Source organism: Pseudomonas sp. MYb541, assembly GCF_037479595.1.
Taxonomy (GTDB): Bacteria; Pseudomonadota; Gammaproteobacteria; order Pseudomonadales; family Pseudomonadaceae; genus Aquipseudomonas; species Aquipseudomonas canadensis.
Map to the genome: position 1 here is coordinate 140,995 of NZ_JBBGYS010000001.1, position 23,680 is coordinate 164,674.

General features: G+C 60.4%; 23 protein-coding genes and 3 pseudogenes. 16 read left to right on the plus strand and 10 right to left on the minus strand.

Annotation, left to right across the window (positions count from 1 at the left end):
- Positions 1-39: 39 nt before the first annotated feature.
- Both WH299_RS00695 and WH299_RS00700 read left to right on the plus strand, forming a co-directional pair.
- Positions 40-987, plus strand: coding sequence for a hypothetical protein (locus WH299_RS00695; protein ID WP_122728403.1), 948 nt, complete (start codon positions 40-42; stop codon positions 985-987).
- A 93-nt stretch (positions 988-1,080) separates the two neighbouring features.
- Positions 1,081-1,446: a helix-turn-helix domain-containing protein gene (locus WH299_RS00700; RefSeq protein ID WP_122728404.1), complete on the plus strand. Its 366-nt coding sequence runs from the start codon at positions 1,081-1,083 to the stop codon at positions 1,444-1,446.
- A gap of 4 nt (positions 1,447-1,450) precedes the next feature.
- Here the strand turns inward: WH299_RS00700 and WH299_RS00705 are convergent, their stop codons facing one another.
- Positions 1,451-2,389, minus strand: coding sequence for a GlxA family transcriptional regulator (locus tag WH299_RS00705; RefSeq protein WP_339549378.1), 939 nt, complete (start codon positions 2,387-2,389; stop codon positions 1,451-1,453).
- Between the two features lie 114 nt (positions 2,390-2,503).
- Here WH299_RS00705 and WH299_RS00710 point away from each other — a divergent pair, with 114 nt between their 5' ends.
- Entirely contained in the window at positions 2,504-3,307 is an 804-nt protein-coding gene (locus tag WH299_RS00710; protein WP_339549379.1) for an SDR family NAD(P)-dependent oxidoreductase, read from the plus strand.
- Here WH299_RS00710 and WH299_RS00715 read toward each other — a convergent pair.
- The 3 genes from WH299_RS00715 to WH299_RS00725 all read right to left on the minus strand — a co-directional run bounded on the left by WH299_RS00715 (position 3,291) and on the right by WH299_RS00725 (position 6,823).
- Positions 3,291-4,655 carry an amidase family protein gene (locus WH299_RS00715; protein ID WP_339549381.1) on the minus strand — a complete coding sequence of 455 codons (1,365 nt, stop codon included), beginning with the start codon at positions 4,653-4,655 and terminating at the stop codon, positions 3,291-3,293. The genes WH299_RS00710 and WH299_RS00715 overlap by 17 nt on opposite strands.
- Before the next feature lie 249 nt (positions 4,656-4,904).
- The gene (locus WH299_RS00720; protein WP_339549382.1) at positions 4,905-5,417 is read right to left on the minus strand and encodes a hypothetical protein; all 513 of its coding nucleotides are present in this window, start codon (positions 5,415-5,417) and stop codon (positions 4,905-4,907) included.
- Between the two features lie 356 nt (positions 5,418-5,773).
- Positions 5,774-6,823 (minus strand): MBL fold metallo-hydrolase, encoded by a 1,050-nt coding sequence (locus tag WH299_RS00725; protein WP_122728415.1) that lies wholly within the window; start codon positions 6,821-6,823, stop codon positions 5,774-5,776.
- 123 nt (positions 6,824-6,946) lie between these two features.
- Here WH299_RS00725 and WH299_RS00730 point away from each other — a divergent pair, with 123 nt between their 5' ends.
- From WH299_RS00730 to WH299_RS00745, 5 genes and pseudogenes are all read left to right on the plus strand, one after another.
- Positions 6,947-7,573, plus strand: coding sequence for a TetR/AcrR family transcriptional regulator (locus WH299_RS00730; RefSeq protein WP_122728418.1), 627 nt, complete (start codon positions 6,947-6,949; stop codon positions 7,571-7,573).
- A gap of 191 nt (positions 7,574-7,764) precedes the next feature.
- On the plus strand, positions 7,765-8,823 hold the full coding sequence (locus tag WH299_RS00735; RefSeq protein WP_339549383.1) for a diguanylate cyclase: 1,059 nt from the start codon (positions 7,765-7,767) through the stop codon (positions 8,821-8,823).
- 261 nt (positions 8,824-9,084) lie between these two features.
- Positions 9,085-9,852 (plus strand): annotated as a pseudogene (locus tag WH299_RS29565) (PAS domain-containing protein); the annotation flags it as partial.
- 117 nt (positions 9,853-9,969) lie between these two features.
- Positions 9,970-10,404 (plus strand): annotated as a pseudogene (locus WH299_RS29570) (methyl-accepting chemotaxis protein); the annotation flags it as partial.
- A gap of 76 nt (positions 10,405-10,480) precedes the next feature.
- Positions 10,481-10,999 (plus strand): DUF1003 domain-containing protein, encoded by a 519-nt coding sequence (locus tag WH299_RS00745; protein WP_123474618.1) that lies wholly within the window; start codon positions 10,481-10,483, stop codon positions 10,997-10,999.
- Here WH299_RS00745 and WH299_RS00750 read toward each other — a convergent pair.
- Positions 10,996-11,874, minus strand: a complete 879-nt coding sequence (locus WH299_RS00750) for a LysR family transcriptional regulator (RefSeq protein WP_339549386.1) — start codon at positions 11,872-11,874, stop codon at positions 10,996-10,998. The two genes, WH299_RS00745 and WH299_RS00750, sit on opposite strands and share 4 nt — an antisense overlap.
- 80 nt (positions 11,875-11,954) lie before the next feature.
- Here WH299_RS00750 and WH299_RS00755 point away from each other — a divergent pair, with 80 nt between their 5' ends.
- Both WH299_RS00755 and WH299_RS00760 read left to right on the plus strand, forming a co-directional pair.
- A complete protein-coding gene (locus WH299_RS00755) occupies positions 11,955-12,656 on the plus strand; it encodes a CTP synthase C-terminal region-related (seleno)protein (RefSeq protein ID WP_178083549.1) in 702 nt (233 codons plus the stop codon).
- Positions 12,653-12,976 carry an antibiotic biosynthesis monooxygenase family protein gene (locus WH299_RS00760; protein ID WP_339549389.1) on the plus strand — a complete coding sequence of 108 codons (324 nt, stop codon included), beginning with the start codon at positions 12,653-12,655 and terminating at the stop codon, positions 12,974-12,976. Before WH299_RS00755 ends, WH299_RS00760 begins: the two co-directional genes overlap by 4 nt.
- Here the strand turns inward: WH299_RS00760 and WH299_RS00765 are convergent.
- Positions 12,973-13,296, minus strand: coding sequence for a DUF2025 family protein (locus WH299_RS00765; protein WP_028617644.1), 324 nt, complete (start codon positions 13,294-13,296; stop codon positions 12,973-12,975). The two genes, WH299_RS00760 and WH299_RS00765, sit on opposite strands and share 4 nt — an antisense overlap.
- Positions 13,297-13,528: 232 nt before the next feature.
- Between WH299_RS00765 and WH299_RS00770 the strand changes: the two genes are divergently transcribed.
- Both WH299_RS00770 and WH299_RS00775 read left to right on the plus strand, forming a co-directional pair.
- Entirely contained in the window at positions 13,529-14,656 is a 1,128-nt protein-coding gene (locus tag WH299_RS00770; protein ID WP_122728436.1) for a glycerophosphodiester phosphodiesterase family protein, read from the plus strand.
- Positions 14,657-15,310: an AraC family transcriptional regulator gene (locus WH299_RS00775; protein WP_339549390.1), complete on the plus strand. Its 654-nt coding sequence runs from the start codon at positions 14,657-14,659 to the stop codon at positions 15,308-15,310.
- Here WH299_RS00775 and WH299_RS00780 read toward each other — a convergent pair.
- Positions 15,302-16,169: pseudogene (locus WH299_RS00780) on the minus strand (sterol desaturase family protein). The gene WH299_RS00775 and the pseudogene WH299_RS00780 overlap by 9 nt on opposite strands.
- A 155-nt stretch (positions 16,170-16,324) precedes the next feature.
- On the opposite strand from WH299_RS00780, the gene WH299_RS00785 reads away from it, so the two are divergent.
- From WH299_RS00785 to WH299_RS00800, 4 genes are all read left to right on the plus strand, one after another.
- Entirely contained in the window at positions 16,325-16,633 is a 309-nt protein-coding gene (locus WH299_RS00785; RefSeq protein WP_126570650.1) for a PepSY domain-containing protein, read from the plus strand.
- Positions 16,634-16,806: 173 nt separating this feature from the next.
- Positions 16,807-17,979 carry a GAF domain-containing sensor histidine kinase gene (locus WH299_RS00790; RefSeq protein WP_339549392.1) on the plus strand — a complete coding sequence of 391 codons (1,173 nt, stop codon included), beginning with the start codon at positions 16,807-16,809 and terminating at the stop codon, positions 17,977-17,979.
- Positions 17,980-18,099: 120 nt separating this feature from the next.
- Positions 18,100-19,122, plus strand: coding sequence for a transporter (locus WH299_RS00795; RefSeq protein WP_016978332.1), 1,023 nt, complete (start codon positions 18,100-18,102; stop codon positions 19,120-19,122).
- Between the two features lie 102 nt (positions 19,123-19,224).
- Positions 19,225-20,841 carry an inorganic phosphate transporter gene (locus tag WH299_RS00800; protein ID WP_122728446.1) on the plus strand — a complete coding sequence of 539 codons (1,617 nt, stop codon included), beginning with the start codon at positions 19,225-19,227 and terminating at the stop codon, positions 20,839-20,841.
- Positions 20,842-20,981: 140 nt separating this feature from the next.
- Here WH299_RS00800 and WH299_RS00805 read toward each other — a convergent pair whose 3' ends face one another.
- From WH299_RS00805 to WH299_RS00815, 3 genes are read right to left on the minus strand one after another with little or no spacing between them, the layout of a single operon-like run.
- Positions 20,982-21,956: a 5-oxoprolinase subunit C family protein gene (locus WH299_RS00805; RefSeq protein WP_123474626.1), complete on the minus strand. Its 975-nt coding sequence runs from the start codon at positions 21,954-21,956 to the stop codon at positions 20,982-20,984.
- Positions 21,953-22,831, minus strand: a complete 879-nt coding sequence (locus WH299_RS00810; protein ID WP_028617653.1) for a 5-oxoprolinase subunit B family protein — start codon at positions 22,829-22,831, stop codon at positions 21,953-21,955. The genes WH299_RS00805 and WH299_RS00810 overlap by 4 nt, the downstream gene beginning before the upstream one ends.
- A gap of 57 nt (positions 22,832-22,888) precedes the next feature.
- Positions 22,889-23,647: a 5-oxoprolinase subunit PxpA gene (locus WH299_RS00815; protein WP_122685439.1), complete on the minus strand. Its 759-nt coding sequence runs from the start codon at positions 23,645-23,647 to the stop codon at positions 22,889-22,891.
- Positions 23,648-23,680: the final 33 nt, after the last annotated feature.

Below are 23,680 nucleotides of genomic sequence, written 5' to 3' on the forward strand. Positions count from 1 at the left end.
CCGCTATTAATAGCGAAACCTCTCACGGACCCGAGCCCGATGAAATTCGACACGGCCTACAGCCTGAGTCTCGATGACAAGTTGTCGATCTACGACGTACGAGACCTGAATTTCGACGAAACAACCGACTTTGACTCAGACAAGGACAGCTTCCTCTGCCCTAATGATGAATGTCGTGCGGCGTTTGATACCAGCAACGCACTGAGCACCTTCAACGCCAAAAACGTCAATTACCTGCGTACGCCGCATTTCAAGAACAAGACCAGCACCCGGCATATAGAGGGTTGTCGTTACGCCAGTCGCCATAAAACCGCGACAGATGAAAATGACGACGAGCGTGAGGACAATTTCCCATCGGAGTTTGTCCTCACCCGTCGTCAGTACGAACGCAAGACACCAGTTGTGATTACAGAGGGAAGCGTCCCACACGATCCACTGAAAGTGCCTTCAAACCGAGGCTCTGTATCCCATAGTCCCAATGACAGCACTCCAGACAAAACCAGCGTGTTCGCCCACCCGGTGGAATGTTTCGTGTCCAACATCGACGACAAGGACAAGCTCAAGTCCATGCCGTTGAAGATCGGTGACCACACCGCGAGCTACTGGACGTTTTTCAAGAAGATCGAATACCTGCAAGACAACAAGGGCCTGATCTACTGGGGCAAGATCAAGGCGATCAAGGACTACACCAGTAGCTTTCGCATCGACTTCGAAAAGAAAGTGTGGCTCGACAAGAAGCCCTACTCGGTCAACGTCTACCTGAGTAAAAAGCTGATAGAGAACTATCGCAAGCGCAAAGCGTTTTTAGAGCAGATCAAGGCAGCAGTAGACAGTGAGCGAGCGTTGTACTGCTTCTTCTACGGGGTGACGCCGCAGCTGCAACAGGTGCCGAGTAAAAAGAATCCCGAGCAGACGTTTGGGGTATTCAGCGCGAACATCGAGAACCTCGACCACCTGATCATTCGGGAGGCGCCAGGGGTGGAATAGTGGATGTTCGAGAATCCAGTTGATGAGCGGTCAAAACAACTGTACAAAAACACAGTATAGTTTGTCCTCCCCCGTCGAACCTGGAGAAAACCCATGTCCTCTCTGGCAATGAGCTCTTTCGTAGAACAGCAGATCGTCCTGCATCAATTCACCGCCAAGCACAGCGTGCAGGCCCGCGCGATCTTGGGCTGGAGCCGGGAAGACCTGGCTCACCAGGCCGGAGTGGCGGTTGAGGCGGTTCAACAGTTTGAAAACCAATATGACGTGGGTGATGAAACCCGCCTGGCCCTGGCGTTTCGGTTGGAGGCTGAAGGGTTGGTGTTCTTCCCAGGGTTTGCGCCGGGGTGGGGGATGAGTGTGCGCCGGTTCGACACCGAAGAACCGGCGCCTGTGGGGCAAGGCATCCTCTCTCGCTTGATAGGGGCAACGTCGGCACCACTTGAACCTAGTGGTACATAGAGCTTCAAGCCTGCAGTTGCAGTGCCCGACGCATCATTTGCGGCGGTTGACCAAAGGCCCTTAGGAAAGCGCGGCGCATGCGCTCCGGGTCGCCGAAGCCGGTCTCGCTGGCGATGATATCGATGGAATGATCGCCAGACTCAAGCAACAGGCGGGCTGCCTCGATGCGCAACCGCTCGATAGCCTTGGCGGGTGACTGGCCGGTTTCGGCACGGAACAATCGGCTGAATTGGCGTGGGCTCAAGTGGGCGACTTCAGCCAACTGCTCTACTGAGAGATCGGCCTGCAAGTGTTGTCGGGCGTAGACCAGGGCGGTTTGCACGCGGTCGGATTTGGGGGCGATTTCCAACAGTGCGGAGAATTGCGACTGGCCACCTGCGCGGCGATGGTAGACCACCAATTTACGCGCCACTGCGCGTGCAACCTCAACACCCAGGTCATGCTCGACCAGTGCCAGGGCCAGGTCGAGGGCGGCGGTCAGGCCGGCGGAGGTCCAGAGCGGACCATCGACGGTGAAGATCCGATCTTCCTCCAGCCGTACATTCGGGTAGGCCTGGCGAAACGTGTGTGCGTGGTACCAATGGGTCGTCGCTTTGCGGCCCTCCAGCAACCCAGCGGCGGCCAGATAAAAGGAGCCGGTGCAGGCCGATGTCACGCGACGCGAGGTAAACATGGCTTGCTGCAAGTAGGTCAGCATCCTGGGCGTGGCTTTCAGCAATTCGTTGTCTCCCACCACCAGCAATGTGTCGTAGTGCTGTTGGCCGAAGGGCACGGTATCGATGGCGAAACCCATGGAGCTTTTGATTGGCCCACCGTGTTCCGACAACAGGTCCACGCGATAGAACGGCTGGTCCAACTCAAAGTTGGCAAATTCGAACACGGTACTGGTGCCCAGGCTGAGCATCTGGAACCCGGGAAACAGCAGAATACCGATTGATACCATGGCGAGACCTCATGTCCCAAAAGGAGGGATATACGACATTGCAGCCAATACATTACACCCATAATCTTGGTTCCAACAAGGCCGCCCTTCCCCGGCCCTTCTGGAGCAACTGCAATGACTCAATCCAAAGGTTTCGCCCTGATCACTGGCGCTTCGTCCGGGATTGGCGCTGTGTATGCCGACCGCCTGGCTCGCCAGGGTTACGACCTGATTCTGGTGGCGCGCAACCAGCAACGACTGGACCAACTCGCGGCCCGACTGAAAGCCGAGACCCAACGGGACATCCAGACAGTGGCGGCCGACCTCAACTTGCCTGCCGACCTGGCGCGCATTGAACAGATTCTGCTTGAAGATAGCCGCATCAGCCTGCTGGTGAACAACGCCGGCGTCGGTGCAACGGCGTCACTGCTGGCCTCGGACGCGGACAAGATGGACGCCATGATCCTGCTCAATGTCCTCGCGCTCACTCGCCTGGCAAAAGCTGCCGCGACCAATTTCGTTGCCCAGGGTCGTGGCACCCTGATCAACATCGGCTCAATCGTCGCGGTCGCGCCTAAGTTGTTGAATGGTGTGTACAGCGGCACCAAGGCCTTTGTGCAGGCGTTCAGTGAATCCCTCGACCATGAACTGAGCGACAAAGGTGTCAGTGTTCAAGTGGTGCTGCCCGGCGCCACCGCCACCGAGTTCTGGGATGTCGCGGGACTACCAGTGAACAACCTCCCCGACACCATCGTCATGACCACGGAAAATCTGGTGGATGCCGCGCTGGCAGGCCTTGCCCAGGGTGAGAAGGTGACAATCCCCTCATTGCCCGACCGCCTGGACTGGGACGCCTATGAAACAGCACGCCTGGCCCTGGGCCCCAACCTGTCACATCGCTCCCCAGCGGCACGTTACGGCGTCAAAGTTCCGGTTTAACCGCTACCTGAGCTGCCTGCTCATACCCATGGGCCACTGCCAGCAAGGTAGGTTCGGCCCATTGGGTACCAAAGAAGTGGGCACTGGTGGGTATGCCACCCTCATCGAAGCCAGACGGTACGGCAATTCCCGGATAGCCGGCCGCTGCGACACCGAAGTAACTGTTGGTGTCGAAATCCGACACCATCGCGTCCAGGTTTTCTGCCTTGATCGGGTCATCGATCGTGTTTCTGAAATCCTGAATGAGCGCATCCCAAAGTGGCTTGCGTTCCTCTGGTGTCAGGGTTGTGGCGCTGATTTCCTTGAGCACTGGCTGATGATCCGTCTCACTGCCGTCACGTAAATCGTTGAACCGGATCAGTTCAGTCAGCGACTTGACCGGCAACCCCGAGCGCTTGCCCAGGTAGGTGTTCAGTTCTTCCTTCACATCCGAGAGCAACAGTTCGTCGTAGCGTGAGGCATCGGCCAGGCGCAGGTTGACCGGCACCAACACCGCGCCTTGCTCGCGAAGCACGTCCAGTGTCCGATTGAACTGCGGGCTGTTCTCCACTGACAGGGTTTCGCCATCTTTGGAGAACGTGGCAGGGTAGCCGATACGCTTGCCTTTCAAGGCCCCTGGTACCAGCAACTGCGTGTAATCGATACCTTGGGGCGCTCCTACGCTTGCCGGGTCCTTAGGATCACTGCCCGACATGGCATTGAGCATCAACGCAGCATCAAACACCGAACGCGTCATCGGGCCCGGTGTGTCCTGGTGATGGCTCGCCGGAATAGTCCCGTTACGATCCAGCAGCCCGACAGTAGGCTTGAACCCGACAATACCGTTGCGTGCTGCCGGCACAATGATCGAACCATTGGTTTCCGCACCCACCGCCAAAGGCGCGAAGCCAGCAGCAACCGCTGCGGCGGAACCGGAACTGGAACCTCCCACGTCGGCATCCGCTTGATGAGGGTTACGGGTTTGCCCGCCTCGACTGCTCCAGCCATCGGCCCCCCCACGGAACCCAGCCATTTCAGTCATATTGGTTTTACCGAGGATCACTGCGCCCTGCTTGATCAGGTAGTCCACCAACGGGGCGTTCTTACCGGCCGTTGCACCGACCAACCCAAACGCACCTGCACTGGTTTGCATACCTTCGGTTTCGATCGTGTCCTTGAGCAAGATGGGAATGCCATGCAGCGGCCCGCGCACGTTGCCGCTGGCCCGCTCACGGTCCAGTTCACGTGCGGTTTCAAGCGCATTTGGGTTGAGTTCAATAACAGCGTTCAGTTGCGGATCCAGCCTGCGAATCCGCTCCTGCAGATGAGTGACCAGATCGGCCGAAGTAAGCCCGCCCGGGAGGGCCATTTGCCTGCTTAGCTCGTTGACACTGAGGTACTCAGTACCGGCTGGCAAGGGTTTTGAAGCAACGGGTGAGTAGCCTCCAGCGAAGGACTGTACGACTTGCAGGGCCATGGAGCCCATGCCATATGCGATTCCTACAGATGCGATGCCCAACATAAGACCTCTTGAGGAGTAAGAAATGAAGAAGGACCAACGTTGATCCGTGGCCAGTCTAAAAACTCCACTCCTCATTGGCTGCGCGACGCGGGTGACTCACCGTGTGGGATAGTTCAGCGCTGCGGGTGGCTCGTCCTGCCGTTCCATCAGTCGGCGTCCGTTTTGATACCCCAGCACCAAAACCGGCAGCCAATCCTTCGCCCATCGCGCACCGTAGAACCACAGCGTCGCGCCATCCTCGAGCGGCGTGCCAAACCCTGGGTAGCCACTCCAGCACGCGCTGTGGAAGGCGCTGTTGCGGCTGTCGGATACCAGGGCATCCAGTCGGAATGCACGCACCAGCTCATCGATTTCGTTGCGGGTGTGAAGGGTGTGATTGGCCCGGTGGGCAGCCACCGGTATCAGCTCAGCTCCGGATCGACGCAATATGTCCAAGGCTCTCAGGAAGGATGAGTTGTGCTCGATCCGCCCATGTTCGTGGTCATCTACAAACCGCTCGGCAAACCCCACGCGCCTGCCGCCCAGCGCGTGATCCGCCGTGAAAGCCGTGTTGTTTTCTACTAGGGGGACTTCAACCATCACCGGCCCGGAAGGATCGACTCCACTCAACGCAATCAATGAAAGCGATGGGTCCCGCAAGGGTTTCAGAGGAAGACTCGGAGCGTCATATCCTGGAACGGGGACGCTTCGCCCAGGGTTTTCACGAGCCAGGGGCTCGACGCCGAAATCGATCCCTTTAGGGCTCGCATGATTGTTGGCTATAATCGCCAGGCCTGAACATTCAGCGAGAACAGGAACAGGTTGGCCCGTCGGGCAAGTCATACCTGCATGCCAATATTTCTGACATTTACCGTCCATAAAATCCGCCCCCGAGAAATGACTTTCCGGGGATCATCGCACCCTTGACTGGCGTCTGTCGCAGCTCTGAAACAGCTTGAAAACTCCTTTTTCCGACGCCGCTTACTTCAGTTGGCGAGGCGCTCCTCTGCACCTTGGGTTTCTACCTCCAGCCACCACGCATACCCTCGGTCAGGCTGGTGCAAGCTGAACGCCTGCCCCATCTGCGGTGTGGTGATAAACACGTTACGCTCCCAGGCCAGGGCCATAATGCGGTCGAACGGTTCATGCCAGGCATGGAACGCCAAGTCGAAGGTGCCGTTGTGAATCGGCAGCAACCAGCGGCCTTTGAGGTCGATATGCGCTTGCAGGGTTTGCTCAGGTTGCATGTGCACGTGCGGCCAATCGACGTTGTAAGCACCTGTTTCCATCAGCGTCAGGTCAAACGGGCCGTACTGTTCACCGATACGTTTAAAACCGTCGAAGTAACCGGTATCGCCGCTGAAAAAAATCCGTCGCGCACCATCGATCATCACCCAGGAACACCACAAGGTCTGGTTGGCATCAAACAGGCCCCGCCCGGAAAAATGCTGCGCTGGTGTGGCGACAAACCGGATGCCATCCACTTCGGTGCCCTGCCACCAATCCAGTTGCCGCACTTTGCTGGCGTCCACGCCCCATTTCACCAGGATATCCCCGACGCCCAGAGGCGCGAGAAAGTAGCGGGTCTTATCGGCCAATTGGACGACAGCCTTGCGGTCCAGATGGTCGTAATGGTTGTGTGAAAGAATCACCGCTTCTAACGGCGGCAGCTCTTCAAGACTGATGGGCGGTTGGTGGAAACGCTTGGGGCCGGCCCAACTGAACGGCGATGCACGCTCGGCGAACACCGGGTCGGTCACCCAGAATTTGCCGCGCATTTTCAGTAAAACGGTGGAATGCCCGAGGCGAAACACGCTGTGATCCGGCGCCGCCAGCAACTGCTCGCGGGTCAGCGGCTGCACCGGAATCTGTCCTACCGGCCGCGTGGTGCGCGGCTTGTTGAACAGCATGTTCCAGAAAATACGCAAGGTCTTGCCGAAGCCACCCTGCGGCACGGGTGCATCGTTGCTGAAGTGCCCTTGGTCTTGCTTGGGCGCTGCCGGCGAAGAATCAACACGGGACGAAATCGTGGCCATTTACAGGTGACTCCTACAGACCGCTCTTGAATTACACTGCACAGTGTAGTTTCAAGATTGCAACAAAACACACAGCAAGTAAACTACAGAGTGTAACTTTCCTTGACGAACCGAGCGCCCTCCATGACTGCCCCTCAACGCCTCACCGACCGTAAACGCGAAGCCATCGTGGCCGCGGCCATCGCTGAATTTCGCGAAAACGGTTTCGAGGTGACCAGCATGGACAAGATCGCCGCCACCGCCGGCGTTTCCAAGCGCACGGTGTACAACCACTTCCCCAGCAAAGAAGAGTTGTTCGCCGAAATTCTCCATCAACTCTGGGCCAGCAGCGTTGCGCAGCTCGACGTCAGCTACGCCAGCGACCGCCCGCTGCGCGAACAATTGCGCGGCTTGCTGGAAGCGAAGATGAAGATGATGGCGGATGCCAATTTCCTCGACCTGGCCCGGGTCGCCATCGCCGCCACCATCCATTCGCCGGAGCGCGCGCAAGACATGGTCACCCGCCTGAGCAAGCGCGAAGAAGGATTTACCCAATGGGTACGCGCCGCCCAGGACGATGGCCGGCTCAATTGCAGTGACCCGGCATTTGCCGCCCACCAGATCCAGAGCCTGCTCAAGGCGTTTGCATTCTGGCCGCAGATTACCCTGGGCCAACCAGTCCTGGACGCCGCCTGTCAGGCCAGTGTCATCGAGTCGGCTATCGACCTGTTCCTGGCCGGCTACGAAGTCACGTCGCCCCGGCAGCCGTAAAAACCTGTTGTGTGAACGACATTCCAGGTCGCTTTTGACATATTCGCACGCTGTCCTGAGCAAATGGCTTGGAAGGACACTGATTATTCCTACGCGAATAACTGACAATATTCACAATTATTATCCGATCAACGGTTCAACCCGCTGACGCACCTTGCCGCACCTGCAGAAAAAAACGGCTCCAGGAATTTATGGAAAACAGACGAGGCAAAGGGCTTTCATTTGCCAGACGTATCTACAAGCCAAGGATTATCGGCTTGGGCATCGGCTGCATCAGTGTCACAGGCGCTCTTTATCCGCTCGCAATGCCGGGGTGGGTCTGGGCATTCCTGTTGTTCAACGGGTTCGCCTGGGCACATGTGGCCTACCAACTCTCAGCACGCTCGCAATTCCCCTACCAGGCCGAGCAACGCAACCTGCTGTACGACTCATTGTTCGGCGGGTTCTGGGCCGCCACCACGCAGTTCACACCACTGACAACCGTTACCATCCTTTCCATGATGACCATGAACAACGTGGCGGCGGGCGGCAAGCGGCTGTTCCTGCGTGGGCTACTGGCGCAAGTGGCCGGTATCGGGGTCGCCTGTGCGCTTTTCGGCATCAAATTCAACCCCAACGTCAGCCTCACCCAGGTCTACACCTGCCTGCCGATGCTGACGCTCTACCCCATGGCCATCGGCATGGTTTGCTATCAGTTGGCGATTAAGTTGTCGGAACACAAACGCGCACTCAGCGCCCTCAGCCGAACCGACAGCCTCACCGGTCTGCTGAACCACGGCTCATGGAAAGACTTGCTGCACCTTAAATTTCATAAGTGCCAACAGCAGCAAAGCCATGCCACCATCGCGTTGATCGATATCGATCACTTCAAGCAGATCAACGACACCCACGGCCACATCGTCGGCGACGCGGTCCTGCGTCAACTGAGCCTGGAGTTGCGACGCAACTTGCGTGAAAACGACCTGGCCGGGCGTTACGGTGGCGATGAATTCTGTGTGATTCTTCCGCAAGTTCCGCTGGAAGACGCGGCACAGATGATGGAACGCATGCGCGAGACCTTCAGCAATTACCGCAACCCGCAGATCCCTGAATTGCGCGTGAGCCTGAGCATCGGCCTGGCTGATTTCCAGCCCTTCTTTACCGACGCCGCCATGTGGCTGAATGCGGCGGATCGCGCGCTGTATGCCGCCAAGGACACCGGGCGTAATCGGGTCAACATCAGCGAAGCAGTGATCGCTCATTCCGCCTGAGGTTGTCCTACGACCCTCGTCTGAATCCTCGTGCCTGCACGCCAGGAGAAAGCATAATGCCACCATTTGTCGGCTACCCAAAAAAGGTCCTGCCCCTGAGGCGAACTTCTTGTCAGGCTGATCACTCTGAACCCGTTGTTCCACCCCCGCTGTCGGTACAAGGAAGCTGACAATGAGCAAGTCAACCGTATAGCGAATGCCTTACGGGGGCAGGCGCATACCCAAGGAAACCCAGAAGCTTGCTTGCCCGAGCCCCCGAACATGCTATTTAAAGCCCATAAAAAAACCATCAACGCCCTGCAACACACCGCCGCCCAACAGGCCAGCCTGCTGGATGCCATCGAGCGCTCCATGGCGGTAATCGAATTCGACCTGTCCGGCACTGTGCTGCGAGCCAATGCCAACTTCCTCCAGACCATGGGCTACCGCGCCGAGCAGATCGAGGGCCAGTCCCACCGTATGTTCTGCACCACCGCATTCGCCCGCAGCGCCGAGTACAACCAGCTGTGGTCGAACCTGCGTAATGGCCAGTTCCAGTCCGGCACCTTTGAACGGGTGGCGGGCGATGGCCAGTCGGTTTGGCTGGAGGCCAGCTACAACCCGGTGCGTGACGAAGCAGGTCAAGTCATCAAAGTGGTGAAGTACGCCATGGACGTCACGCCGCGCCTGCAGGCCGAAAGCGAAGCCAATGCCAAACTGGCCGCCATCGGCCGCGCCATGGCAGTGATCGAGTTCAACCTCGACGGCACCATCATCACAGCCAACGCCAACTTCCTGCAGCGCATGGGTTACACCCTGGCGCAGATCCAGGGCCAGCATCACCGCATCTTCTGCAGCGCGGCCGTGGCCAGCAGCTCGACCTACAGCGACTTCTGGAAGCGTCTGAACCAGGGCGAAATGTTCAGCGGCCAGTTCGAACGGGTGGATAAGAACGGTCAGGCCGTGTGGCTCGAAGCGAACTACAACCCGGTATACGACGCCGGCGGACGCCTGTGCAAAGTGGTGAAGTTCGCCTCGGACGTGACCGCCATGGTGCAACAACATACCGCCGACGCCGCCAGCGCGGCCCAGGCGTACCACATCTCCCTGAACACCCGGGACATCGCCGAAAAAGGCGCCGAAGTGATCCAGCAAACCGCCAGTGGCATGCGCGACATTGCGGCGGACATCGATGGCTCCTCACAGCTGATCGCCAAGCTGGGCGAGCGCTCGCAGCAGATCACCGCCATCGTCAATACCATTCGCGGCATCGCCGACCAGACCAACCTGCTGGCCCTCAACGCCGCCATCGAGGCGGCGCGTGCCGGCGAGCAAGGTCGCGGGTTTGCCGTGGTGGCCGATGAAGTACGGCAATTGGCGGCCCGCACCAGCGGTTCAACGGCGGAAATTTCCAGCATGATCGCGATGATTCAGGAGGAGACCCGCCAGGCCATCCACAGTATGGACGGCACCCGCGACCGCGCCGCGCAAGGGGTCGACCTGGCAAACCGCGCCGGCACGGTAATCCTGCAGATCCGCGAAGGCACCAGTGAGGCCGTGCAGGCGGTGAGTGCATTCGCCAATGAGCGCGGTGGCAACTGACCCGATCTTCATACGGGGCGCTGGGGGCTCGGTCTATAGTGCTTGCTTGTCTTCAAGCAAACGATCCGAGCCCGCCATGACCCCAGAAAAGACCGAAACCGCCGCCGTCGACCACCTGCGCTTCCATCGTCCCCATGCCCACTTGGCGCCAACCTTCGGCAATGACACCTTTGCCCTCAAGGCAGAAGCCTTCGCCCGTTTCTTCGGCACGCCCACCTTCCTCGGCGCGCAAACCGCCATCGTCGTGTTGTGGGTGGTGCTGAACATGACCGGCGTCACGCATTTCGACGTGTACCCGTTTATCCTGCTCAACCTGGCCTTCAGCCTGCAATCGGCCTATGCCGCGCCGCTGATCCTGCTGGCCCAGACGCGTCAGGCCGCTCGCGACAAAGCGCAGTCAGACGCCGACGCCCAGCACCGCGAAGCGCTGGCGATTGCCAACGCCGAGCGCCAGGCCCAGGCCGCGCAGACCACCAAACAGTTGCTGGAGTTGCTGGAGCAGAACACCCGACTGACGGAAATGACCAAGCAACTGACAGAGCATATCGAAAGCCTGACCAGCGAAATGCACGAGCATTTTGTGCGAAAAACCTAAGGCAACCGCAGGTGTCGCCCCAGCTCGTCAAACAGTGTCACCACCGAGCGCAGCGCCCGACAATCGGGGCGCGTGAGCAACCATAACGCCGTGTCGTGCCCCGCCAATGCGGGGCCCAGTGGTTGCAGGCGGTCCCTGACTAGAAAGTCCGGCAACGCCGCCACCCCCAACCCTGCACGCACCAGTTCGGTCACCGACAACATGCTGTTGCAGCGATAGCTGGGACGCACGCCGGGCAGGTGCTCGCGGCGCCAGGCTACCGTGGGGTGGTCGGGCAGGAAGTCATCCGGGGCGATCCATGGCAGGTCTGCCAGCTCGCGGCCTTCGTGTTGTTGGGCAAAACCCGGACTGGCGCACACCCGATACGCCACATTGCCCAGGCGCCGGCCCACCAGATGCTCCGGCGGCGTGCGAGTCAGGCGCAGCGCGATATCCGCGTCGCGGCGGCTGAGGTTGGCGAAGTCATTCGACGTACTCAGTTCCAGGGTCAACGCCGGGTACTGCGGCATGAATTGCGCCAGGGCCGGCAACAGCAAGCCTTGCAGCACAGAATCGGTACAGGTCAGGCGCACCGTGCCGCTGATCACCTCACCACCTTGCTCCACACCAATGCGCGCGGCCTCCAGCGCTTGCTCGGCGCGTTCCGCCTGCTGCGCCAGGTTGCTCGCCAGGGTGGTGGGCAGGTAGCCGGCGCGGCTTTTTTCGAACAACGTCTGGCCCAGCGCCGCCTCCAGGCGCCGCACCGCGCGGAACACTGTGGACACGTCCACCCGCAACAACGCGGCCGCCCGTGCGAGTGTGCCGCCGCGCACCAGGGCGAGGATCAGCGATAAGTCGGGGTAGTCAATTGAATAGTGCGTGACTGCATTGAGCATGTGCTAAAACGCCAATATTGATTGCGTGAACGCCAATCTATAGTGCGCCTCAGGACACCACAAGCCATGGGATGTACACGATGAAAACCACGCCTCTGCACCTCGCCCTGATCGGCGATTACAACCCCGATGTCATCGCCCACCAGGCCATCCCCGTGGCGCTGCAACAGGCGGCCGAGACCCTCGGCCTGGGGGTTCACGTGCAGTGGCTCGACACCGATAACCTGCCCCAATCACTGCATGACTTCGACGGTTTCTGGTGCGTCCCCGCCAGCCCTTACCGCGACACTGACGGCGCAATGCGGGCGATCCGGTTTGCCCGCGAGCAACGCCGACCGTTCCTCGGCACGTGCGGCGGTTTTCAGCATGCCGTGCTGGAATACGCGCGCAATGTCCTGGGCTGGAAGGATGCCGAGCATGGCGAACTCGCGCCGCAGGCCAAGCGCGCCGTGATCGCACCACTGAGCTGTGCCCTGGTGGAGGCAACCGACAGCGTGCGCCTGGCGCCCTACACCCGGATCGCCGAGGCCTATGGCACCCTGGATGTGCAGGAAGGTTATCGCTGCCGTTATGGCGTGAACCCCGAGTTCCTCGATGCCTTGCTCGAAGGCGACCTGATCCCCAGCGGCCATGACTCGGCCGGCGACCTGCGCGCGGTGGAACTGCTCGACCACCCGTTCTTCGTCGCCACCCTCTTCCAACCCGAACGCGCCGCGCTGCAAGGTACTGCCCCGCCCTTGGCGATGGCCCTGCTCAAAGCTTGCCAGGCGGTGTCCGCATGATCGCCCGCACACCTTCGCCGCCCTACTATGCGGTGATCTTCAGCTCGTTGCGCACCGAAGGCGATCAAGGCTACGGCCAGGCGGCCAGCCGCATGCTGGAACTGGCGCGTGAACAACCGGGGTTCATCGGCGTGGAGTCCGCACGGGAAGATGGTCTGGGCATCACCGTGTCGTACTGGGAGAGTGAAGCGGCCATCCTGGCCTGGAAGCAGCAGGCCGAGCACCGGGCGGTGCGCGAACAGGGGCGCGCCACTTGGTACTCGGCCTTCCAGACCCGGGTATGCAAAGTCGAACGGGTCTACAGTTTTGAAGCGAGCTAGCTCACCAGACTGCGCAACGCACTGATCTGCGCAATCTCCACCCGGCGCATATACACCCGCAACGGCTCGGTGATGTTGATGCGCTCGTCGATGTTCTGGTCCAGCAGCAACTGGATGCGCTCGCGGGACAGGGTCATGGTCTGCTCCGGGGCCGGCAGCCAGACGAATTCGGCGGTGGGAATGATGCCGTCATCGGCCACGTCCATGCCGAAGGAGTCTTCGCTGAAACGCACGATGTACTGGCCTGTCTTGCGGTTGAGGCCAACAAACCCGTGGAGTTGGTCGGCGGCCTGGCAGATAAGCTCGGAGGTGATGCGCATGGTAAACCTCACTGAAAAGTCCCACAGGGACTGGAAAGATGGTTTACACGCGTGGCGGAAAGTACCGCCCTCTAATGGGGCAGCTTCGGGCAAGAATACTGCAATGCCAGGGAAAAAATCCGAGAAAATTGAAGCCTGCGCACGTTAATGTCGGTTTGGTGATAGCGCCTTTCGCAATCAATTGTTAAAAAGGAGGCCTTCTCAAAGCTACCTCCACGAAAGGACTTCGCATATGCCTGTCACGTTTACCAAGAGCGCCCTGCTGCTCGCTCTGATGCTCGGCCTTGGCCAAGCGCAGGCTGCCGATCCGATCAGTCCGGCTGAATTGGCAACCAATGAAGGCATTCCGTACCCGGCCGTGATCGCCCACCGTGGCGCGTCCTACGATGCACCGGAGTCCACCGCTGCCGCCTACAAGATCGCCCGCGACCTGGGTGCCGACTACCTGGAAATGGACCTGCAGCGCAGCAAGGACGGCGTGCTGTTCGCCCTGCACGACAACAACCTGCAGCGCACCACCGACGTGGCCACCAAGTTCCCTGATCGCAAGGACGCCCCGGCCAACGAGTTCACCTGGAAAGAACTGCAAACCCTCGACGCCGGCAGCTGGTTCAACGCCGCCTACCCGGACCGCGCACGTCCAGGTTTCGTCGGCCTGAAAATCCAGAGCCTGGACGACATCATCAAGATTGCCGAAGGCAACCCACAGCACAAACCCGGCCTGTACATAGAAACCAAGGAGCCCAAGCAATTCCCGGGCATCGAAGCTGACCTCAAGAACAAGCTGCTCGACAAAGGCTGGCTGAGCTCCGCCGGCTCCAAGCTGGGCAAGAGCAACACCGGCGTCGGCCAGGGCAAGGGTCGCGTGGTGCTGCAAACCTTCGAAGTGGCGAGCCTGAAAGAGCTGCAGAAAGAAATGCCCAACACCCCGAAGATCCTGTTGCTGTGGGTGGGTGAAGGCAGCATCGAGCCGAAGAACAAGCAGACATTTGCTGAGTCCGGCGAAACCACCAAGGCCGCCTACTACGCCAAGCAAGAGCCGAAAGACGCGGCCGAGTTCGAAAAGTGGGTCGACGAAGCCAAGAGCCTCGGCGCCATCGGCACCGGTCCCTCGGCTGAGCTGACAGACCATGGCGACCAGAGCTATTCGGACCTGGTCAAACCGGAAATGAACAAGCTGACCCACGACAAGGGCCTGCTGGTGCATGTCTACACCGTGGACGAGCCGGTGGACTTCGACAAAGTGATGAAGGCCGGCGTGGATGGCATCTTCACCAACCGCGCCGCCGAACTGCTGAAGTTCTACAAGCGCTGGCCGTCCTCCAGCGTGCAGGACCTGCTGCACGACCATAAGTACTGAGTGAAGGCCGAATGGTCAGGCCGCCTATGGTTGGGCCGTGACTACGGCCTGATCCTCGGCGAGCTGGGGCGCACCGCGCCCCATGCGCACTACGCCCATCAGTTGATGGTCTCCAAAGGTTCACCGATCACGGTCAGCCTCGATGGCCAGGTCACCACGGCCCATCGCCTGTTTATCCCGTCGCGACAGACTCACGCCATTCTTGAGACTCAAGGTGAGGTCTCGGTGCTGTACGCCGAACCGGCCGTGTTTGATGTCGCCCCTTTGCTGCACCAGGACCTGTCCCAGGAGGCATTGCGCCGACTCCCTCGGCGCAGCCTGGATGATCCACGTCTGGAGCGCGCCCTCGCCGCACTGGATCAACAACTCAACGGCAAAGTATCAGCCCAGGCCCTGGCCAAGGCCGCGCACCTTTCATTGAGCCAACTGGAGCGACTGTTCGCCCATCAACTGGGTTTACCTGTGCGTCGTTTGGTGCTGTGGCGACGATTGCGCGTCGCCCTGCAACTGGCGCTCGCAGGCGGCACGCTGACCGATGCGGCTCACGGTGCGGGGTTTGCCGATTCGGCGCATTTTTCGCGGACCATGAAGCAGCTGTTTGGCGTCACGGCAGCCGCCTCATTGCGCCAGCTGGATGTTCAACTGTTAACGTAAATCGTCCGGCAGTGACGGCTCCTTGCTCAAGCCAACCGCCTTGAAGGGATCACGCAACTGCGCCCCATAGTCCACCGGAAAGTCCGGACGACTGCCAATCCCCAGATCCCCCGGCCCCATGCGATAGCGTTCACGGTAATACGCCGTGCCCAGCAGCCAATCCCACAGGTTGAAGAACAAACCGAAATTCACATCCCCGGCGCGGCCATATTTCATATGGTGAAACCGATGCACTGGCGCCCAGGCGAACACCCAGCGCAACGAACGGCCCCAGGCGCATGTCCACATTGGAATGCTGCAGCAGCAATTGCAGGGCAATGGCCAATGCCAGCAACTGGGCCACGTCCAGGGGAATGCCCAGCAGGATCAACGGTAGCAAACCGGCCGTGGCTTCCAGCACCTGGTGCAAGGGATGCTTCATCAACCCGTTGAAACCATAGAGCCGCTGCACGCTGTGATGCACCGCATGCAGTCGCCACAGCGGCCGGACGCGATGGCTGGCGTAATGCATCAAGGTGATGCCGGCATCGGCCAGCACAATGGCCATCAGCAGTTGCTCCCACAACGGCCAGCCACGCGGCCAAATGCCCTCAAACGCCAATAACGCCGTGAGCCCTGGCAGGATCAACAAGCCCACAGCGTTCAGGCTTTCGTTGACCAGGGCGTGCAACGTATCGCGCCGACGATCGCCCAGGCTGCGATTCCACTGCGGTTCATAGGGCAACCATTGTTCTGCCAGGAATGACACCACCACCGCAATCACGAACAGCAGAATCAAGCTGTCCGGCTGCCAAAGCCCGTAACCGAGAAACCCCAGCAGGAATGCAGGGGCGTAGATCCAACTCACTAACCGTTTCATGCCGAGTCTCCTTTGAAGTGAGCCTCCAGCATGAAATTCCCCGCGCGTGACGGATTGAACAAACTGCGCAACCGCTTGAAATAATTAAGGGTGAATTAAGTTGCGCTGGTTAATCTGGCCCCACTTAAACAGCTCACCTGAGAAGGATACACACCATGAAAACCTTGACCGCTTTGTTCGCCGCTACCGCCCTGACCCTGACCGCTGGCCTGGCCCAGGCCGATGTTCGCCCAGACCACATTGAAGGTCTGGTCAAGTCCGGCGCAGTGATGCCTTTCGACAAACTCAACGCTGCCGCCGTGGCCAAACACGCGGGTGCCACCATCACTGACACCGAGTTGGACCATAACAACAGCGGCGTACTGGTCTACGAAGTCGACCTGACCGACACCGCCGGCAAGAAGTTTGAAGTGAAGCTCGATGCCAAGACCGGTGCTGTGCTGGAAGACAAGATCGACAGTTGAGTCACCGCTTCACTCATAGCCGCGCGCCTTCGGGTAGCGCGGCTTTTTCATGCTCACGCATAGGAAAAATCCCCACTTAACGAATGAAATTACCCTACAACGCACAAGGTCGCTAAAATCCCACTCATTGGCCGGGGCATAACGCTCACCACCTTCCGGATCGAGAGTGCTGCATGGAGCAAAAAGCCGCCGACATCGCCACCATTGGCCGCATAAGTGCCGTCCCCGCGATGCTCAAGGTCATCAGCGACATGACCGGCCTGCGCTTTGCCGCCGTAGCGCGGGTGACCGACGACACCTGGACCGCCTGCGCAGTACTCGATCATCTGGACTTTGGCCTCGGTGTAGGCGCAGAACTGGACCTGACCACCACCCTCTGCCACGAAATTCGCGGCTCCCATGTGTCCGTGGTAATCGACAAGGCCAGCGAGGACCCGCTCTACCACGACCACCACACCCCGCGCCTCTACCAATTCGAAAGCTACATTTCGGTGCCGGTGTTCCGCACCGACGGGAGGTTCTTCGGCACAATCTGCGCCCTCGACCCCAACCCGGCCCACCTGCGCAGCAGCAGCATCCAGTCGACCATGGAGTCATTCGCCAGGGTGCTGTCCCTGCAGATCGAAGCCGAGGAAGCCGCGCTTCACACCCAAGCGCAATTGCAGGAAGAGCGCGGCACCGCCGAGCTGCGCGAGCAATTCATTGCCGTGCTCGGCCACGACCTGCGCAACCCGCTGTTTGCGATCAATTTCGGTGCCGAGCGGCTGCTGCGCAAATTCCCTGACCCGGCCACCGACACCCTCGTACGCCATATCCTCGCCAGCGGTCGCCGCGCCGCGCAGTTGGTCGAAGACTTGCTGGACTTTGCCCGTGCCCGCCTGGGCGGCGGCATCCGGCTGAACATCAGCGATTGCCTGGGTTTGCAGGAAGCCTTGCTGCATGTGGTATCTGAAGTGCAGAGCGTGCACCCGCAACGGCAGATCCACGCAGACATCGGCGACCTGCAGGGCGTGAGCGGCGACCGTGACCGCCTGGCGCAGTTGCTCTCCAACCTGGTCGCAAATGCCATCCACCATGGCCGTCACGATGGGCCAGTGGAAGTCACGGCAAAGATCGCGCAGGGCCATTTCAACCTGACGGTCAAGAACCCCGGGCAAATCGACGCATTGGCCTTGCCCCGCCTGTTCGAGCCCTACTCACGCCCCGCCAAGGACACACCCCAGGCCGGTCTGGGGCTAGGGTTGTATATCGTCAAGCAGATTGCCGACGCCCACGGCGGCGAGTTGAGTATCTCCACCACCGCCGAGCACGGCACTGAGTTCACATTCCGCCTGCCAACCGCCTGACCAAGCGCCCAGGCGCGCTGTCAACTCAACAAACCGTCACAAAACTGTCAAATCCCCTTGCAATGATTCGCGCATGCGAACCTGTGAAATCTCCTACAGGCGCTTTTTCTGCGAGCCCTCATGAACCACAGCATCGATCACAGCCACCAGGATTCCGACCTGTTTGGCTTGCTCTACGGTTTTCGTTTTCGCCCAGGGGAAAAGGGTGAGCAGATAGATTCGGCGGCGGCGCTCCAGGCGTTGCGCCAACCGGGTGACCCGGAAGAATTCCTGTGGCTGCACCTGAACCTAGCCCACGCCGCGTGCGAGCGCTGGATGCAGGCCCACCTGGATCTGCCGGAAGAGTTCTTCGAAGCCCTGCACGAAGGCTCGCGTTCCACGCGCATCGAACACGTCGACTCGGCCTTGCTGGCGGTGGTCAACGACGTGGTGTTCAACTTCAGCAGCATGGTCTCGTCGGACATTTCCACGCTGTGGGTCTGCGCCCGCAGCCGCCTGCTGATCAGTGCGCGCCTGCAACCGCTGCACTCGGTGGATAAACTGCGCTCGTCGGTAAAAGCCGGTGAAAGCTTTCGCTCGCCGCTGGCCTTACTGGTGCACCTGTTACGCGACCAGGGTGAAGTGCTGACCCAGATCGTGCGCAAGACCAGCATCAGCGTCGACCATATCGAAGACCAGTTGCTGTCCTCGCGTCTGTCCACCAACCGCGCCGAACTCGGCGCCGCACGCCGGGTGCTGGTGCGCCTGCAACGCCTGCTGGCGCTGGAGCCGGGCTCGCTGCTGCGCCTGCTCAACCGGCCGCCGCAGTGGTTGCAAAAGGAAGACGTGAAGGAGCTGCGCAAATCCACCGAGGAGTTTGCGTTGATCATCAACGACCTGATGGCCCTGGGCGAACGCATCAAGTTGTTGCAGGAAGAAATCGCCGCCAACCTCAACGAGCAAAGCAACCGCACGCTGTTCACCCTTACCGTGGTGACAGTGCTGGCGTTGCCCATCAACATCATCGCCGGTTTTTTCGGCATGAACGTGGGCGGTGTGCCGCTCTCCCAAGACCCGGAAGGCTTCTGGATTCTGGTGGCGCTCGTCGCGACCTTCACGTTGATTGCCGGGCGCTGGGCCTTCAGAAAGCGCAAGGATTACTGACCAGCGGCCAGCTCAATCACCTAAACACTGATGTATGGCAGCATCTCTGTAACATTCTGCAATGACTATGAACGACATCCTCATCACACTGGATGCTCCGGCATGGCCACCCCTTCCCTGACTGCCTCCACCCACGCCTCACCAGCAGACCCCAAACCCAGGCTGGACAAGAAACCCAGCCTGGTGACAGTAATCATCTTCTTCGCCGTGCTCGCCATGGGCTTGTTGTTCACCGCCTACAGCCTGATGCATGACATGCACGAAATGGGCGCCCAACTCACCACCTGGACGCCCTTCTTGCTGCTCGGGGTGGCGCTGTTGATCGCCCTGGGGTTCGAGTTCGTCAACGGTTTCCACGACACCGCCAATGCCGTGGCGACGGTGATCTACACCAACTCCTTGCCGCCGCATTTTGCGGTGGTGTGGTCAGGCTTTTTCAACTTCCTGGGCGTACTGCTTTCCAGCGGTGCGGTAGCGTTCGGCATCATTGCGTTGTTGCCGGTGGAGTTGATTCTGCAGGTGGGCTCGTCGGCCGGTTTCGCGATGATCTTCGCCCTGTTGATCGCCGCGATCCTGTGGAACCTCGGCACCTGGTGGCTGGGTTTGCCGGCGTCGTCGTCCCACACATTGATTGGTTCGATCATCGGCGTCGGCGTGGCGAATGCCTTGATGCACGGGCGTGATGGCACCAGCGGCGTGGACTGGAGCCAGGCAATCAAGATCGGTTACGCCTTGCTGCTGTCGCCGCTGATCGGCTTTGCCTTTGCGGCGATGCTGTTGCTGGCCCTGCGCGCGTTCGTCAAGAATCGCGCGCTGTACAAGGCACCCAAAGGCGACACCCCGCCACCGTGGTGGATCCGCGGCCTGCTGATCGCCACGTGCACCGGCGTGTCTTTTGCCCACGGCTCCAACGACGGGCAGAAAGGCATGGGCCTGATCATGCTGATCCTGGTCGGCACCCTGCCGATGGCCTACGCACTGAACCGCACCATGCCCGCCGAGCAGTCGCTGCAGTTTGCGGCGGTGGCCGAAGTGACCCAAGTGGCGCTGGTGAAAAGCGCGCCGCAGGCACTGGCCGGCGACCCGCGCCCGATCCTCTCGACCTACGTGCGCACCAAGGAAGCCACCCCGGAACTGGTCCCCGCCCTCGCCGCCCTGGCCGGGCAGATCGGTGATGAAGTCAAAGGCTACGGTTCCTTGGCCAAAGTGCCCGCCGAGGCCGTCGGCAACGTGCGTAACGACATGTACCTGACCAGCGAAACCATTCGCCTGATGGACAAGGGCAAAGTCGGCAATTTCGACGCGGATACCCAGGGCAAGCTGCAACTGTTCAAGCAACAGATCGACAGCTCCACACGCTTCATTCCGCTGTGGGTGAAGATCGCCGTGGCCATCGCCCTCGGCCTGGGCACCATGGTCGGTTGGAAGCGCATCGTGGTGACCGTGGGCGAGAAGATCGGCAAGACGCACCTGACCTACGCCCAAGGCGCCTCGGCGGAAATGGTGGCGATGCTGACGATTGGCGCGGCGGATATGTATGGGTTGCCGGTGTCGACGACGCATGTGCTGTCGTCCGGTGTGGCGGGGACCATGGTCGCGAACGGGGGCGGGTTGCAGATGCGCACGATCCGCAACCTGGCGATGGCGTGGGTGCTGACGTTGCCAGCGGCCATCCTGCTGTCAGGTAGCCTCTACTGGCTGTTCACCCAACTCTTCTGACACGCTACAAAAGCAAGATTGAACAGAGAATCAAATGTGGGAGGGGGCTTGCCCCCGATAGCAGTGGGTCAGCTACAGATAGACTGGCTGATACACCGCTATCGGGGGCAAGCCCCCTCCCACATTTTGTCCTGCCGTATTCAGTTGCTGAAGAGTCCAGCCATGGCCTTGCTGCGCTTCTTGTACACCCGCCTTGCCTCCAACGCCTCCTCCAATGTCACCGCCACAAACCCCGCCCGCTGGTTCGGCTGCATCTGGCCGATCAGGTCCAGGTCGGCGCTGATCACCGTACCGATCATCGCGTAGCCACCGCCCGACACCGCATCCCGGTGCAACACAATCGGCTCCAGGCCCGCCGGTACCTGGATCGAGCCAATCGGGTAGCAACTGTCGACGATATTCGACGGATCCGATCCCGCGCCAAACGGCTGCTCCCGTGGCTGGAAACTCAGGGCACTACCGCCTTTGAAGCGATACCCGATGCGATCGGCTTCGGAACCCACGGTCCACGGCTCGGCAAAGAAGCTGCTCTTGGCCGCCTCCGTCAGGCGCTCGTAATACAGCCCCGGCACTACACGCAGAGTCACATCACCGCCCACTGATCGGCGCAGTGCCATCGGCAGGCTGTTGCCCGCCCGGCCCACCCCACTGGCTTCACCGATGGGCAGTTCATCACCTTCCTGCAAGCGCCGCCCGTGGAACCCGCCGAGGGCGCCAAGGGTGTAAGTCGAGCGACTGCCCAGCACCAACGGCACGTCAATCCCGCCGGCCACCGCGAGGTAGGTCCGTGCGCCCGCCTTGGGAAACTCGAAACGCAACACCTGCCCGGCGCGCACCTGAAATGCGGTGTCCTGGTGCACCACTTCACCGTCCAGGCGCGGCGACATCAAGGCGCCGCTGAGGGCCACCAGCGCGTCCTGCTGAAACTCCAGTTCGGGGCCGATCAGCGTGCATTCCAGGCCCGCCGCACCGGCCGGGTTGCCCACCAGGTGGTTGGCCGCACTCAACGCATACTGGTCCAGCGCACCTGACGGCGGGATACCCAAGTGGTAATAGCCTTCGCGGCCAAGGTCCTGCACGGAGGTGGCGAGGCCGGGTTTGAGGACCTTGATCATGCCAGTGCCTCCTGCAGGGATTTCGGATAACCGATGGGGTCGGCAAGAAAGGCGTCGAGGGAAAATTCCACGGGACGGATGCGCAGGTCGAAACGTCCTGCATCCACGTCGGCCACCGCCAAGTCGTAGGCTTCACGGTCCATGGGTTTGAACTGCACGATATCGCCTGGACGGAAGAACACCATGTGTTCCTTGAGGTACGCCAGTTGCTGCGCCGGGTCGTAGATCGGTGCTGGGGTCACGCCAAACATCTGGTAACCGCCGGCACCGCGTACCGAGTAGATGCAGCCAAAACAGCCGCCATGGCCGAGGGTGAGTTTCGGCGTGTCAGTGCGCGGTCGCAGGTACTTGGGCACCTGCAATTGCCGCTCACGCTCGACCATCTGGAACATGAACGGCAGGCCCGCCACGAATCCGACCATCGACACAAACCACGGCGCACCACTGTGGGCGGCGATAAACGCCTCGACATCGGCCAGCCCGTTGATGCGCGCGGCGTACTCCAGGTCCGTACCGCTGGGGTCTTGGTGGCGGTCGCGAAAACGCATCAGGGTTTCGTGGGTCCACGGGTCGTTGTACAGCACCGGGATTTCGATGATGCGCGTGTGCAAGGTGCGCTCGGCCACGGCCTGGGCTTCGGCGGTCTGCACCGCATCGAGCAGCACATGTGGGGCGATGCGGTCGGGGTCAAAGCGGATCTGGAACGACGCATTGGCCAGGCACACATCCAGCACGCCTTCCAGCGCCAGGCGCTCCACGGCACGGGTCACCGCCATGCCTTTGAAAAAGGCCTCCAGGGACATGCTGTCGCTGACCTCGGCAAACAGGTGTTCATCACCGCCGAAGCTGTAGCGGATGGGAGATGTTTCAGCCATGTCTGTTCCTCTTGGAATCATTGTAGAAAGGCAGGCGAAAAAATTGAGGAATCGTTTTTATTGTGGTGTTTTGACGGTGATGCCCGCTCGGTCCAACGCTTCGCGGGTCGCCTCTACCAACTCAAGGGCACCCGGCGTGTCGCTGTGCAGGCAGATGGAATCGAATTCAATAAACAGGTCTTCGCCTTCCACGGTTCGCACCAGCCCGGTCTGACAAGCCCGCAAGACGCGCGCCGCCACCGTTGCAGGATCCAGCGCTCGCACATTGCGGGTAAACACGATGGAGCCGGTCAGATCGTACTCACGGTCGGCATAAAACTCCCGCACCACCGGCTGCCCCAGCTCCTTGGCCACGCGCCAGATCACCGAGTTGGGCATGCAGTACAACAACAGCGTCGGTTCGATGATTTGCAGGTTCTGCACCAGCAGCCGCGCCGCTTCTTCATCACGGGCCAGGTGCATGTACAGCGCGCCGTGGGGCTTGATGTGTTGCAGGGTCACGCCTTGGGCGCGGGCGATTTCCCGCAGGGCGCCGAGCTGGTAGAGCATGTCGTCGACCAACTCCTGGGCCGGGGCGTTGATGTGACGACGACCGAAGCCGACCAGGTCCCGAAAACCCGGATGCGCGCCGATGGCCACGCCCAGTTGCTTGGCGCGCTCGACCGTACGACGCATGGTGCCGGGGTCGCCAGCATGGAAGCCGGTAGCAATGTTGGCCGAGCTGATGTACGCCATCAGCTCGGCGTCGACGCCATCACCGATGGTCCAGGGGCCAAAGCCTTCGCCCATGTCCGAATTGAAATCCACTGCCTGCATCAGAGTCGCTCCGCCAAAGTGATGGAGGAAAAG